The 14,912-nt window shown below is 56.3% G+C and carries 11 protein-coding genes; 7 read left to right on the forward strand and 4 right to left on the reverse strand.

What is annotated here, in order from left to right; all coding sequences use genetic code 11:
* Window positions 1-24 precede the first annotated feature (24 nt).
* Window positions 25-1,380: an oxygen-independent coproporphyrinogen III oxidase gene (gene hemN, locus TH468_RS16105; RefSeq protein ID WP_085645763.1), complete on the forward strand. Its 1,356-nt coding sequence runs from the start codon at window positions 25-27 to the stop codon at window positions 1,378-1,380.
* 1,039 nt (window positions 1,381-2,419) lie between these two features.
* Here the strand turns inward: hemN and TH468_RS16115 are convergent.
* The 3 genes from TH468_RS16115 to TH468_RS16125 all read right to left on the reverse strand — a co-directional run bounded on the left by TH468_RS16115 (window position 2,420) and on the right by TH468_RS16125 (window position 5,555).
* The gene (locus TH468_RS16115; protein ID WP_085645641.1) at window positions 2,420-3,244 is read right to left on the reverse strand and encodes an aldo/keto reductase; all 825 of its coding nucleotides are present in this window, start codon (window positions 3,242-3,244) and stop codon (window positions 2,420-2,422) included.
* A 76-nt stretch (window positions 3,245-3,320) separates the two neighbouring features.
* The gene (locus TH468_RS16120; RefSeq protein ID WP_168177161.1) at window positions 3,321-4,256 is read right to left on the reverse strand and encodes a DMT family transporter; all 936 of its coding nucleotides are present in this window, start codon (window positions 4,254-4,256) and stop codon (window positions 3,321-3,323) included.
* Between the two features lie 117 nt (window positions 4,257-4,373).
* On the reverse strand, window positions 4,374-5,555 hold the full coding sequence (locus tag TH468_RS16125) for an MFS transporter (protein WP_085645765.1): 1,182 nt from the start codon (window positions 5,553-5,555) through the stop codon (window positions 4,374-4,376).
* A 160-nt stretch (window positions 5,556-5,715) separates the two neighbouring features.
* Here TH468_RS16125 and TH468_RS16130 point away from each other — a divergent pair, with 160 nt between their 5' ends.
* On the forward strand, window positions 5,716-6,639 hold the full coding sequence (locus TH468_RS16130; protein ID WP_085645766.1) for a LysR family transcriptional regulator: 924 nt from the start codon (window positions 5,716-5,718) through the stop codon (window positions 6,637-6,639).
* Window positions 6,640-6,676: 37 nt separating this feature from the next.
* Here TH468_RS16130 and TH468_RS16135 read toward each other — a convergent pair whose 3' ends face one another.
* Window positions 6,677-7,672, reverse strand: coding sequence for a mitochondrial fission ELM1 family protein (locus TH468_RS16135; RefSeq protein ID WP_085645642.1), 996 nt, complete (start codon window positions 7,670-7,672; stop codon window positions 6,677-6,679).
* A 205-nt stretch (window positions 7,673-7,877) separates the two neighbouring features.
* On the opposite strand from TH468_RS16135, the gene TH468_RS16140 reads away from it, so the two are divergent.
* The 5 genes from TH468_RS16140 (at window position 7,878) to TH468_RS16160 (ending at window position 14,739) form a co-directional block, all read left to right on the forward strand.
* Window positions 7,878-9,917, forward strand: a complete 2,040-nt coding sequence (locus tag TH468_RS16140) for an ATP-binding protein (protein WP_085645643.1) — start codon at window positions 7,878-7,880, stop codon at window positions 9,915-9,917.
* A gap of 28 nt (window positions 9,918-9,945) precedes the next feature.
* Window positions 9,946-11,301, forward strand: a complete 1,356-nt coding sequence (locus TH468_RS16145; protein ID WP_085645644.1) for a sigma-54 dependent transcriptional regulator — start codon at window positions 9,946-9,948, stop codon at window positions 11,299-11,301.
* Window positions 11,302-11,712: 411 nt separating this feature from the next.
* Complete coding sequence (locus TH468_RS16150; protein WP_085645645.1) at window positions 11,713-12,708, forward strand: TRAP transporter substrate-binding protein; 996 nt, start codon at window positions 11,713-11,715, stop codon at window positions 12,706-12,708.
* A gap of 29 nt (window positions 12,709-12,737) precedes the next feature.
* On the forward strand, window positions 12,738-13,313 hold the full coding sequence (locus TH468_RS16155; protein ID WP_037989934.1) for a TRAP transporter small permease: 576 nt from the start codon (window positions 12,738-12,740) through the stop codon (window positions 13,311-13,313).
* Window positions 13,314-13,332: 19 nt separating this feature from the next.
* On the forward strand, window positions 13,333-14,739 hold the full coding sequence (locus TH468_RS16160; RefSeq protein WP_085645646.1) for a TRAP transporter large permease: 1,407 nt from the start codon (window positions 13,333-13,335) through the stop codon (window positions 14,737-14,739).
* The last annotated feature ends 173 nt before the right edge of the window (window positions 14,740-14,912 follow it).

A 14,912-nucleotide genomic window follows, 5' to 3' on the forward strand; every position in this document is an offset into this window, starting at 1 on the left:
GAACGAATTTTCGGGATGTCCGTCATGCAACTCGCCCTTTACGAAAAATACGACCTGCGTCTGCCGCGCTATACCAGCTATCCGACCGCACCGCATTTCAGTGCATCGGTGAATGGCAGGGTTTTCGAAAGCTGGCTGGGTGACCTTGATCCCGCACAACCCTTATCGCTTTATCTGCATATTCCGTGGTGCCGGGAAATGTGCTGGTTCTGTGGGTGCAACACCAAAATCACCAAACAATATGACCCGGTCGGCAATTTTGTTGTCGCCCTTCGGGCTGAAATCGCAAGCCTTCTGTCAAAGCTTGACCCCGCGCATCGTTTCAAGGTGTCGCACATTCATTTTGGCGGCGGCAGCCCGACGGCACTGAAACCCGAAGACCTGCGCGCGATCATGGCCGACCTGACGGATCGCATCGACATCCTTGACGATGCCGAAGTCGCCCTTGAAATGGATCCGCGCACGGCCACCCCGGAATTTATCGATGCCATGGCCGATTGCGGTTTTACCCGTGCCAGCATCGGCATTCAGGATTTCAACCCGTTTGTGCAACGTGCGGTCAACCGCGTGCAATCGTTTGAGCTGGTCGAAGATGTCATTGCCCGTCTGCGGGCGCACAAAATTTCGGGCATCAATGTCGATCTGATGTATGGCCTGCCGTTCCAGACCGTGGACAGCATCATCGAAACCGTTGATCAGACCGTCACGCTGAACCCCGACCGCCTGTCGGTATTCGGTTATGCCCATGTGCCATGGATGAAAAAGCACCAGAACCTGATCCCGACCGAAGCCCTGCCCGATACGCCACAACGCTGGGCGCAATACGAAGCTATCCAGACCCGGCTGACCTCGCATCGGTACAGCGCCATCGGCCTTGACCATTTCGCACGCGATGACGACGCCATGGCCATCGCGCAGAAAAGCGGCCTGTTACATCGTAATTTTCAGGGCTACACCACCGACCGCGCCGAAGCATTGATCGGCTTTGGCCCCTCGGCCATTTCATCGCTGCCACAGGGCTATGCCCAGAACGACCCGGCCCTTGCCCGCTGGCAACGCGCGGTCGAGGCCGGCGAATGCGCCATTGAAAAGGGTATCGCGATTAGCAACGAGGATCGCATCCGGCGCGACATCATCAACGAACTGATGTGCAACCTGACGGTTGATGTCGCCGCCATCTGTGCCGATCACGGCATTTCCGCCGACCGTTTCACATGGGAGATCGAGCGGGTCCGCGCCATGACACAGGATGGCATTGTCGAAGTTAACGGCACACAGATCCACCTTACCGAAAGCGGCCGCCCGCTTGTCCGGGCGGTTTGCGCGGCGTTTGACACCTATCTTGATCACGCCCACGGACGGCATTCACAGGCGGTCTAAGCCACAGGAGGGCCGGATAGATTGCTGACAAAGCCCTCCCAATCCGATCGTCATTCCCAACCTCATCGTCATTCCCGCGAAGGCGGGAATCCAGTCTCTTTCAATAGGGCACGGTTACCGGGTCTGCGCTCTGCTTCGCCCGGAATGACGATTTTGATCCATCGCCAAACCAATCCAGCCAACCAGCCCTGCTGCCCCTCGGCATCACCAAACGCCACCGACCAGGTGGACTGGACGGACAGGACTGGACTGAACCTGATTGCACCACACCGACCTCGCCCCAGGCCCTGCTGCCCCGAACAAGCACCCATCGCCCTCGGTTGACGCCGCAAACGCACCTCACCCCAAGGGCCACAGCGTTGCCGCATGGCAGGCACACGTCCCCCGCCATCAATGACCAGCCTTTCGGCATCTCCGAACGCACCACCAGCCCGCTGACGACCGATCCTGCCTGCCAATCCCGGTCAGACGATCCCGTGCCGATCCAGTGCAGACGCAATTCGGGCCCGCTGATTCTCGACATTTTCACGCTTCACCGACCGGACTGGCCCCGGACTGAACCGGCCCGGGCCAACTTGGCCCCGGCTCTCGCTGCCCCGAACAAACGCCCTTACCCCAAGAGCACAACTCTCCCGTCATGATAAACACCCGTTTTCGTAAATTTCCGACGGCCTCACGGCCCGGACGCACCACCACCGTAATGACTTTTCCATGCGCCCATGATGGCCCTTTGGCGATGCCGCCCCCGCCATTTCATCCCGCCAGATCGCTGTCGCGTCATCGTCTCATTCCTGTTTTTGCCGCCCGAAACGCAAAAAACCCGCAAAAGCGGATCACGTTTTGCGGGTTTTGTCTCCGGACCCATTTGTCCTGTTGACTTTATCTTTATGCCACAAGACAAAGAACAAATCAAGAACAATTTTCCAGAAAACCGGAAAAAGCTCCCAACGAAAATTCACCTCGATATAAAAGATATATTTCTCAATACCTTAACCAAGTAAATCAGCTTCGTCGGTCTTGTTGTTCCCTCACAGCAGGATCAGTCCCAATCAGGTGCCAGCCCGTCGGGGCTGACGATCCGGCCATTTTTATCGGCCAGACCATGAATGGCCTGCATTTCCTCACCGCTCAGTTCGAAATCAAAGATGTCGAAGTTTTCCGCAACCCGGCTTTCGGTTGCCGTTTTCGAAAGGGCGATGACGTCATTCTGCTGCAACAGCCAGCGCAGAACCACCTGCGCGACCGACCTGTCATGCGATTTGGCGATCTCGCCAAGTTCCGCGTTATCAAGCACCTTGCCATCGGCCATCGCATAATAGGCGGTCAGCGCCATGCCATGCTTGCGCGCGCCATCCATGACCTTGGTCTGATCAATGAAGGGATGATATTCGACCTGATTGGTCACAAGCGGCGCATCCGACAGGGCAACGGCTTCATCCATCAGGGCAATATTGAAATTGCTCACCCCGATATGGCGCACCTTGCCGGCCTGCTTGACCTCGTTTAACGCCCCGATCTGATCGGCAAGCGACACATCATTGTTCGGCCAATGCAAAAGCAGCAGATCGGCATAATCGGTTTTAAGCTTTTCAAGGCTTTCATCGACCGATTTGACAAAGGCATCATGCCTGTAATTGCTGACCCAGACCTTGGTGGTCAGGAAAATGTCCTTGCGCGGGACGCCGCTATCGATAATGGCCTGCCCGACGGCGGCTTCGTTGTCGTAAATCTGGGCGGTATCGATATGGCGAAAGCCGGTCTGGATCGCCTTGGGCACGATACGCAGAACGTCGGCTTCGGGCATGCGAAACGTGCCAAAGCCAAGGGCGGGGATCACCGCACCATTTGCAGATACATCAAACATCTGAATTCCTCATTGGAAATGTCGCGACTGTCTTCGCAACGGCTGCCAAACCCGAAGGTTCCGATAATTCCGGCACTCAGGCCGATTTGCGCACCGTCAGGATGACAATCCCGGTAATCACGACCAACCCGCCCAGCATCTGGGCCGGGCTGATCATCTGTTCCAGCACCACCCAGCCAAACAGCAGGGTGGCAATCGGTTCCATATTCATCACCGGCGCATTGCGCGCCATGTTCAGGCGCGGCACCGAAATGAACAGGACGGAAAAGGCACCACCATAAAGCAGCACCAATGCACCAAGCCCGAACCAGCCCGGTGTTGCGGATGGCAATGCCATTCCGCCCGGCACCAGTTCGGCGAAACCGGCAATGATCATCGATGCAAACACGATCACCATGGTGAACATGCTGCGCACCGATCCGCGCAACGCCGATAATTTGTGATCGGTCACCCAAAGGGCCACGGCAAAGGAAGTCGCCGCCCCCAGTGCAAAAACAATTCCCTGCCACCAGTTCGCACCAACATCCCCATCCATCGCAAGAACACCTGGCACATCAAGTGCTAAAACAAGCCCCGACAGGATGAACAGCATCAGGGCCGCCGATTTGAGCGTCGGCCTTGCCCCGCCCAACGCCCAGGTCAGCAACGCCAGAATGATCGGGAAACTGTTGGCCGTCAGAAGTGCAAGTGCGACCGGAATGCGCGCCACCGCCGAATACAGGCACAGGCTTTGGATCGTGACCAGAAGCCCCAGCAGCAATTGCCATCTGCGCGTCCCGACCGGAAGCCGGATCGTCTGGCGTTGCCAGATCACAAGCGTAATCAGGATCGCCAATGCCACACCCGACCGGCACAGGATCGCCAGAAGCAACCCGGTACCGTTTTCAAACGCCAGCCTTGCCGCCACATGGTTCCCGGCAAAGGAACAGGCAACAACGACAAGGATCAGAACCGCAATCTGGCGGGGGAAATGTGCAGGAACGGCAGCAGGCAGCGCAGTCGAAATGGACATATCAAAACCGGTTTTGTGGGGCGAACAATCAGAAAACGCCAGAAAGACCATTAAAACAAGCCTTTCCGGCAAAGGGTGCCACATCCGGTGCACAGGACGTGGCAACCCCGATATCGGTTATGCGGTCTGAAGGGCGTTATCGGACCGGCGGTCCAGCACACCGCTGATCATCGTCAGACCAACCGCAAACGCGACCAGAAGGGCCGCAACCCACGGCGTTGCCGACAGACCAAGCGACGAGGACACAACAATTCCGCCAACCCACGCCCCGATCGCAATGCCAAGGTTAAAGGCCGCGATATTCAGCGCGGATGCAACATCCACCCCGCCCGGACGGTGCAGCTTTGCCAGTTGCACGACATAAAGCTGAAGCCCCGGCACATTGGCAAATTGCAGGAAACCAAGGGCCGCCAGTGTGACAATGGCAAGGATCGGCGAAACGGCGGTAAAGGTAAAGATCACAAGTGTGACGGCCTGCAAGGCAAACAGGATGGTCAGCGCCCGGACCGGGTTCCGATCCGCAATGCGTCCCCCGGCAAGGTTGCCAACCGCAATCGCAAGCCCATAAGCAACGAGGATCAGACTGACACTGGATTCACGGAAACCCGTAATATCCTGAAGCACGGCAGACAGATAGGTAAAGGTGACAAACGTGCCGCCATAACCAAATGCGGTCATGCCAAACACGATCAACAACCGGCCACTGCCAAGCACGCGCACCTGATCAAGCAGGCGTGCGGGCGCCGCCCGGCTGAGGTTCGGGGGCAGCAAAGCCGCAATCCCGACAAAGGCAATCACGCCAAGAAGCGAAACACCCCAAAAAGTCGCCCGCCAGCCAAACATCTGACCGATATAGGTGCCAAGCGGCACACCGGTCACAATCGCAACCGTCAACCCCATGAACATCATCGCAATCGCCGATGCCCGGCGGTTTTCCGGCACCAGATCGGCGGCAATCGTCGCCCCGATGGAGAAAAACACACCATGCGCAAAGGCCGAAATCACCCGCGCAACCAGAAGCATTTCATAACTCGGGCTAAGGGCGGCGGCACTGTTGCCGACCACAAACACCCCCATCAGCCCCAGCATCAGGGTCTTGCGGTGCATGCGCCCGGTCAGGGCGGTTAAAACCGGCGCACCGAACGTAACGCCAAGGGCATAGACACTGACAATCAACCCGGCCATCGGCAGGGTCACCGAAAGATCGTTTGCCACGGTCGGCAAAAGGCCGACGACGACAAACTCCGTCGTGCCAATCGCATAGGCCGCGATCGTCAACGCAAATAAAGCAAGCGGCATTTCAATTCTCCGGCCCGCGCGCCATGCGCTTGCGGGCACAAATGGTTGGTGGGGCATCCCGCCCCGTTCATTGCCGCCCACTATGCCGATGGAATGCTTGCACGATAATCCGGATTGCGCGACAAATGCTTTTGAATTGAATTCAAAGCCGGAGGATCAGTTGGATAATCGCGCAGGGGAAATGGAAGTCTTTATCCGGGTTGCGGAACTCAGAAGCTTTTCCGAAGCCGGGCGAAAGCTGCATCTGTCGCCATCGGCTGTCAGCAAGCTTGTCACACGGATCGAAGACCGGCTGGCAACCCGCCTTCTGGTTCGATCCACACGCGGATTGCAATTAACTCCCGAAGGCGAAATGTATCTGGTCCGCGCCCAGCGTGTTCTCGATGAAATCGACGATGCCGAACGTGCGGTCGCAAGCGGCGGCAAGGCGGCACCGCGTGGCCGGTTGCGCGTCAATGCCTCCATCGCGTTTGGTGTGATGTATGTTCAGCCGCTGATCCCGGCCTTTCTCGAACGCTATCCCGAGGTTGAACTGGACTTTTCCCTGACCGACGGAATCATTGATCTGCTCGAGGAACGGGCCGATATTGCCATCCGATCCGGATCATTGCCCGACTCATCGTTAAAGGCCCGCAAACTGATCGAAAGCAGCCGCACCATCGTCGCATCACCGGAATATATAGCCAAACGCGGCCTACCCGGCCATCCGGACGAACTGGAAAGTCACAATTGCCTGCGGTTCAACTTCCCGATCCCGATGAATGAATGGCCATTCATCAATCCCGATACCGGCGAACGTTTCGGCCGGATCGTATCGGGTAATTTCCAGTGCGACAGCGGCCCGGCCATGCGCCGCCTTTGCCTTTCGGGACTTGGTATGGCGCGGTTGGGGCGGTTTCATGTTCAGGGCGATCTGAAGACCGGAACATTGGTTGAAATCCTGCCCGACTGGAACCCGAATGACGAACAGCTGATCCATGCGATCTTTGCCGGGCATGAACATCTTGCCGCACGCATCCGGGCCTTCATCGATTTTCTGGTCAATCATATTGATCCGCACGGAAACGGTATCCGACTTCCGTAACGATCACGATAAAAATAAAATCGCGGATTCTGGCAGATCAGGAAACAGGTGCGCTTAGCAGTTCAAGGCACCGCTGCGCTACCGTTCGGGCCGGTTGCAGGGATGGATGCCTAAACGGCACAATTTCAGTATTGGGAAGCAACGGGCGGGCATATCCACCGTCATAAAGTGACTGATGCAAACGTTGATGGCGCGGGCCTGCGATGCCATCGGGGGCATAGATATAAACCCCGCCCGGTGCGGCAGCCGCTTCGCAACACATCGAAACCGAATCTCCGGTAACAAGGATGATATCGGCCAGCGCCAGATACCCGAAATACGGATTTTCCGCCTTCGAGCTCCAATCATGCAGATGATAGGCAAGCCCGGAATTGCCGAGCATTTCGGCAATGATTTCTTCGTTCTCCGGCCCCGTGCGGCGACTGGTCGTGACCAGCAGGCTACCATCAATGGCCATGGTCGCCTCAATCGCCCGACCAACCAGTTCCCCGGCCATATCCGCGGTAAAGACGGTACTTTTGGTGCTGCCGCCGATGATCAGTGCCACACGCGGGTTTGGCAGGCCCTTGAAATGCGGCCGCCACAGATCGGCTTCGATCAGAAGCCGCGTTTCGGTTACCCGATGCGGGGCACCGGGGATTTCAACAACATTGTCACGCGCTGGCATCCGGTCATGGGCTGGCACGGCAATCAGGTCAAACGTCCCCTCGCCCCCGTCGGGCCGCATGATCTGGCATATGCGTGTATGGCCGTTACTTTGCTTTTTGATCCAGCGGGCAATCGGTGCAGTCCGCCGTCCTGCGGCAATCACCAGATCGGGCCAGGGGGCGACAAGGCGCGCCCGCGATCCGGTATCAACCCCCAAAAGACTGGCACGTCGGATGACATTGGGCAACCGTGCCAGATTGGTATAACCGATATCGATCCGCTTGAAGGGCTGCGCCAGTGCTTCTGCCACGCCGACGGCCTGATTGACGTTTCCGGCGCGATCATCGGCCAGAACCCAGATCAGGTGTGCATCATCATCGGTCATTCAGGGTCGCATCCTTGTCGGACTATTGATTTCCCGTGCAGGCAGGAAGTGCTGGGTCAACGCAGGCACCGGTCACTTTCTGATTGGTACAGACAGTGCGCACTTTTATCAAGCGCCTGACACGCGAAGCCTTTTTCGGCTATGCATTGTTACCAATATGTCATCATAATACCCCGGCATAATTCTTGAAACGGTCTGGCGGGAAATGCTCAAGACATCAATATCCGCAAAGCGAAGTGCGCGGCTTGTTCTGGCCGGAATGCTGATATTGCTGCCTGTTACCGTCTGGCTGACCACGGAACTGTGGCGCGAAACCCGTCTTGTCGAAATCACTGAAGACGGCCGTAACAAGCTGGAACTTTACCGTTCCAACCTTCAGGGCGCGATCAAGGAACACGAATATCTTCCGATCACGCTTGCCAGTGACAAACGTATCCTCGACCTTGCCCTGCATTCCAGCCCGTCAGACGCGGCCGAAGTCAATGTCTATCTGGAAAAACTCGCCGCTGACAGTGGCGCATCCGACATCTATTTCATGGATCGCACCGGGACAACAATTGCGGCCAGCAACTGGAACAGCGATGCATCCTTTGTCGGGCGAAATTTTGCGTTCCGCCCCTATTTCAAACAAGCCGAAGCCGGACTGACCGGGCATTACTTTGCCTTTGGCATCACGTCGAATGTCCCGGGTTATTATATCTCGCATCCGGTCCGCCCCAACGGGGCGGCATTCGAAGGCGTGATGGTGGTCAAGACCCATCTTGAAACCCTTGTCCAACGCTGGGCACGCGGGAACGAGAATGTTCTGGTAACCGATGAAAACGGCATCGTCATCATTACATCACGGCCGGAATGGCGGTTCCGCGCCCTGACAGGCATTCCGCCCGAAGACCGGCCGGAACTGATGCTTTCGCGCAAATATGGTGAATACCCACTCGATCCGATGCCCGTTCATCAGGGCGAATGGCCCGGCGATGACGGGATTGGCATTCTGTCGCTTGAACCGGTACAGGTCATCACCCCCGAAGCCCTTCAATCAGGGCAAGCTGCAAACGCAAAACCAGACGCCGAAGCCAGTGGAAAAGCCAAAAGCGATGCCAAACCCTACCTTGTGATCCGAAGCCCGCTCCCCAAACAGGGCTGGAATATTTATCTGCTGACCGACAAGGCGGTTCTGGATCAATCGATTCTGACAGCGGGCTTCATTGGCGGGGCGATGCATATCATCATCATGGGAACGATATTTGTTCTGTTGCAACGCCGTCGTGCGATGCTGGAACAAATCGAAATCCGCGACTGGTCGCAACGCGAACTGGAACGTCAGGTGCGACTGCGCACCGCCGACCTCATGAGCACCAACCTCCGCCTTGCCGAGGAAATCAGCGAACGCCGCCGCACCGAAGACGCCCTACGCACAGCACAGGCAGAACTGGTACAGGCGGGCAAGCTTGCCGCCCTTGGCCAGATGTCGGCTGGCATCGCGCATGAAATCAATCAGCCGCTGACTGCCATTCGAAGCTATGCCGAAAATGCGTTGAAATTCATTGCGCGTGGCAATGATGAAACAGCCAGCCGCAATCTGGGCCGGATTTCTGAACTGACCGAACGCATGGGCCGGATCACCAACCATCTGAAAACCTTTGCCCGCCGCCCAAAACATGACACCCATCCGGTGCAATTGGCCGAACCGCTGGAAAAAGCCATTGATCTGCTGCGTGAAACCGGCCGGGCCGGATTGGCCGACATCCACTATCAGACCGCGGAAAACCTGCCAAAGGTAACTGCCGAGGAAAACCAGCTTGAACAGGTGTTCCTCAATATCCTGAGCAACGCCGCCGATGCCTGCCGCGATGAAGAATTCCCACAGATAGGGATTATGCTTGAAGAAAAGGATGGCCGCGTTCTGGTCGCGATTACCGATAACGGCCCCGGCATCCTGCCCGAAAATTTGCCCAAACTGTTCGACCCGTTCTTCACCACCAAACCGTTTGGTGACGGACTGGGGCTGGGGCTTTCGATCTGTTATGGCATAATGCGCAGCTTTGGCGGCACGATACGTGCGGAAAACCGCCCGATAGGCGGGGCCTGTTTCACGATTGAATTGCGATGCATAGAACAGGTGGCCGGGCATGATGGCACATCAACCTCGACGTCATCGCCGATGCCTGATACAACACCCAGCCAAACCGCCGAAACAGAAGGCGCGGAAACGGATCTGCTGGTACATCGTATGATCGCCCCGTGATCCGGAACGGATTAAAAGGGGAAGGCATTTGAATAACTCGGCCCATTGCGTTCTGTTTGTCGATGACGACGAAGATGTGCGGGAAGCCGCACAGCAAACGCTGGAGCTTGCCGACATCCTTGTCGAATGCCACAGCGACGCCGGTTCGGCACTGGAACGTGTTCGCCGCGGCTGGCCCGGAATCCTGATTACCGATATCCGCATGCCGCGTATGGACGGCATGGAATTGCTGTCTCAGGTGCGCAAGATTGAGCCGGAAATGCCGGTGATCCTTGTCACCGGACATGGTGACGTTGCCACCGCGGTGCGTGCGATGCGCGAAGGCGCGTTTGATTTCATCGAAAAACCGTTCGACCCGGATCATTTCATCGATGTCGCACGCCGGGCCATGGCTCATCGGCAGCTGGTTCTTGAAAACAGGACGCTCAAGGCCGAACTGGCTCGCCACAGCAAAGAAGTATCGGGCCTGATCGGTCGTACGCCTGCCATGGAAAAGCTGCGCACGCTGATTGGCAATATCGCCGCGACCGATGCCCATGTCCTGATCAATGGCGAAACAGGTGCGGGCAAGGAAGTGGTTGCGCGCACCCTGCACGAGGCATCAGGCCGCACCGGCCAGTTTGTCGCGGTCAATTGCGGCGCAATGCCTGAAAACCTTATTGAATCCGAACTTTTCGGCCACGAAGCGGGTGCCTTCACCGGGGCGGAGAACAAGCGTATCGGCAAATTCGAATTTGCCGACAAGGGCACCATGTTCCTTGATGAAATCGAAAGCATGCCGTTATCACTTCAGGTCAAACTACTGCGGGTTCTGCAGGAACGCGCGCTGGAACGGCTGGGCTCGAACAAGTTGCAACCTATTGATTTGCGCGTGGTGGCCGCAACCAAGATTGATCTGCGCGAGGCATCATCACGCGGGGCATTCCGCGAGGATTTGTATTACCGGCTGAATGTCGTGCAACTGCACACACCGCCATTGCGTGATCGAAAGGATGACATCCCCCTTCTTTTCCAGCATTTCATGAAAGAGGCGCAAGGAAGGTTTGGCCGGGAATTTGCCCCGTTGAACGGCACGGAAATCGCCCGCCTGACTGCCCATGACTGGCCGGGGAATGTCCGCGAATTGCGCAACGCCGCCGAACGCCGGGTTCTGGGCCTTGATCCGTTTGCCGGTGACAGCGCACAGGCAAACGAAAATGTCCTGTCCCTGCCCCAGCAAGTCGAAGCATTTGAAAAAGGCGTAATCTGCGAGGCCCTGCGCCAGCATGGCGGCCATGTAACGGCAACGGTCAATGCATTGGGCGTTCCGCGCAAAACCTTCTATGACAAACTTGCCAAATACGGCATCGTCCCGGCAGAGTTTCGCAATAAATCAGACGGTTAGGAACGATCAAGGCAAATCGCCCCGCAATACGGCCCGTAATCTGGCAAAGCGACTGGCGGGATAAGCCTTTGCCGCACGTTTTGCAATTGGTCCTACCAATCACCCGTCCCGACTGCGTCAAAAATCCTGCAATCGATAAAAAATTTGCATTTTCAACTTGAGATATTGTGCGGAAGACCGCACATTGCGAAGAAGGGATGTGCGGGAAAGACAACAAAAAGAAGAACTTACGCTGCACCGCACCATTGCGAAACACACTGCAAACCGCTGATATTACTTATCGTAATGACAGATATGCAGAACTGGCCCGGCAATTGCAGTGTTGCACCCCAGCGCCAAACGGCGACCTGAACGACGCCGATAATTGGCGCGCTACTGGGAAAACGCACAAAGCTTATAGGGAGACTATTGATGCGTCCGATTACCAAAAAACTTCTCGCAACCAGCGTTGCAATGGCAGCCGTTCTTGGCATGACCAGCGCGGCATCCGCACAGGTTGTTGTCAAATACGCCCATGTGGTTGCCCCGAACACCCCGAAGGGCCAGGGCGCTGAATTCTTCAAAAAGCGCGCCGAAGAAATCCTTGGTGACAAGGTTAAAGTCGAAATTTACCCGAACTCGCAGCTGTTCGATGACGACAAGGTTCTGCCGGCAATGCTGCGTGGTGACGTCCAGCTTGCAGCACCGTCGCTTGCGAAATTCGGCAAATGGACCTCGAAGCTCGGCCTGTTCGATCTTCCGTTCCTGTTCAACGACATGGAAGCTGTTGAATGCTTCCAGAAAGGTGAAAAAGGCCAGGAATTGCTGCTGTCGATGGCAGACAAGGGTCTTACCGGTCTGGGTTACTGGCATAACGGCCTGAAACAGCTTTCGGCCAACAAGCCGCTTTTGACCCCGGCCGATGCTGCGGGCCTGAAATTCCGTATTCAGAGCTCGGACGTACTTGCTGCACAGTTCGAAGCTGTTGATGCCGTTCCTCAGAAAATGGCATTCGCCGAGACCTATTCGGCACTTCAGACCGGCGTTGTTGACGGTCAGGAAAACACCTGGTCGAACATCTATTCCCAGAAGTTCTTTGAAGTTCAGGATTACATCACTGAATCCAACCACGGTCTTCTCGACTATCTCGTCGTGACCTCGACCAAATGGTGGGACGGTCTTGATCCAGAAATCCAGGCTGGCCTGAAACAGGCCATGGACGAAGCAACCGAATATGCCAACGGCCTGTCGGGCAAACTGGCAGACGAACAGCGCCAGCTGATCGTTGATTCGGGTGAAACCGAAATCGTCAAACCGTCTGCTGACGATGTCAAAGCATGGCGCGAAGCCATGAAGCCTGTCTGGGCGCAGTTCGAAGGTGATATCGGTGCCGATCTGATCGAAGCCGCTGCCGCCTGCAACAAGTAATTCCTCGAACCTAGAGGACCGTTACCGCTATGATTAAAACGGTCGTTGACCGGCTGGAGGAGGGCATTATTGCCCTCCTTCTCGCCGCCATGACGATGCTGACCTTCGTCAATGTCGTCCTTCGTTACGGCTTCAATTCCGGCATGACCTGGTCGATGGAAATCACCGAATTTCTGTTTGCCTGGCTTGTGCTTTTCGGCATGTCTTATGGTGTCAAGGTCGGATCCCATATCGGGGTTGATGCCCTTGTTCAACTGTTTGCAAAACCCGCCCAGCGCATTACCGGTATCTTTGTTGCTTTGGTCTGCATGTCCTATGCCGCACTTATTCTTTATGGCGGCTGGGAAAGCATGACCTTCTATCACATGATCGGTATCGAGGCCGAAGATTCCCCGATCCCGATGTGGGTCGTCTATCTGATCCTGCCGCTTGGCGGTGCGTTGCTGCTGTTCCGTCTCGGACAGGTCCTGTGGCGTATTCTTTCGGGTCAGCAAAACGGATTCTCGCTTGCCGATGAAGCACGCGAGGCGATCGAAACCATTGGCGAAGGCGACAAAGCCGACGTCATGGCCGACGGCATCGTCCGTCGCGACAACGATAAATGATCGCGGGGGAACGCCTTAAATGACAATCGCATATCTGTTCATCACGCTGTTTGCGTTGATGGCGCTTGGCACCCCGATCGGCGTGGCGCTGGGCCTGTCATCCATCACCACCATCCTGTTTTTCGGATCAGACTCGCTTGCGACCCTGATCGAAAAGCTGTTCAACGGGATGGAACATTACACGCTGCTGGCCATTCCGTTCTTTATCCTTGCCTCGACCTTCCTGTCGACTGGCGGGGTGGCACGCCGCCTGATCCGATTTGCCGTCGATACGGTGGGCTGGTTCCATGGTGGTCTTGCCATGGCGTCGGTTCTGGCCTGTATGCTGTTTGCCGCTGTTTCGGGTTCAAGCCCGGCCACGGTTGTTGCCATCGGTTCCGTCGTGATTGCCGGTATGATCAAATCGGGTTATCCGCGCAATTTCGCCGCCGGTGTGATTTGTAACGCCGGGACGCTGGGCATTCTGATCCCGCCGTCGATCGTGATGGTGGTTTATGCCGCAGCAACCCAGGTTTCCGTTGGCCGCATGTTCCTGGCAGGTGTTATTCCCGGTCTGATTGCCGGCATCATGCTGATGACCGTGATCTATATCGTGGCCCGGATCAAGAAACTGCCAAAACAGGATCGTCCGAGCATTACCGAATGGCTTGAAGGCCTGTTTTCAGCATCGGGTGGCCTGCTTCTGGTTGTTGTGATCATGGGCGGCATTTATGGCGGGATATTTACCCCGACCGAGGCCGCGGCAGTTGCATCCGTCTATGCCATGCTGGTTGCCATCGTGTTCTATCGCGATATGGGGCCGATAAAAGGCGTTGCATGGGTTCCGGAAAAGGGCATGAGCTTTTCGGCCATTCTTGGCCATAACCTGCCGAAGATCGGCAAGGCCATTGCCATGATCCCGTTCGACAAGGATATCCGCCACGTGCTGCTTGAGGCAGGCAAAGTGACCATCATGCTGATGTTCATCATTGCCAACGCCATGCTGTTTGCCCATGTTCTGACATCCGAACGCATTCCACACACCATTGCTGAAACCATCATCAACTGGGGTCTGGAGCCCTGGGCCTTCCTGATTGTGGTCAACATCATCCTGCTGATTGCCGGGAACTTCATGGAGCCGTCGGCGATCCTTCTGATCATGGCGCCGATCCTTTTCCCGATCGCGATAAAGCTCGGTATCGATCCGATCCATCTGGGTATCATCATGGTTGTGAACATGGAAATCGGCCTGATCACACCGCCGGTTGGGCTTAACTTGTTCGTGACGTCGGGTATCACCGGCATGTCGCTGGTTCAGGTGGTTCGTGCAGCCCTGCCTTGGCTGATGATCCTTCTGGTCTTCCTGATCATCGTGACATACATCCCGGCAATTTCGACATGGCTTCCGACCATGTTGATGGGCCCGGAAAAGGTCATGAACTATTAGATCACGCGAGAACTGAAAACCTTGCAAACGGCACCCCATCGCGGGTGCCGTTTTCTTTTGCGGCCTGTATTCTTTTGCCGCGTCAAACGGTTATATGCATAGCTGATATTCAGCCCGCAAAAATCGCCGGGCTGGATAAAACAGAATTTACGTGGATAATAGCATGACTTGAA

The organism is Thalassospira sp. MCCC 1A03138 (genome assembly GCF_002115785.1).
GTDB lineage: Bacteria > Pseudomonadota > Alphaproteobacteria > Rhodospirillales > Thalassospiraceae > Thalassospira.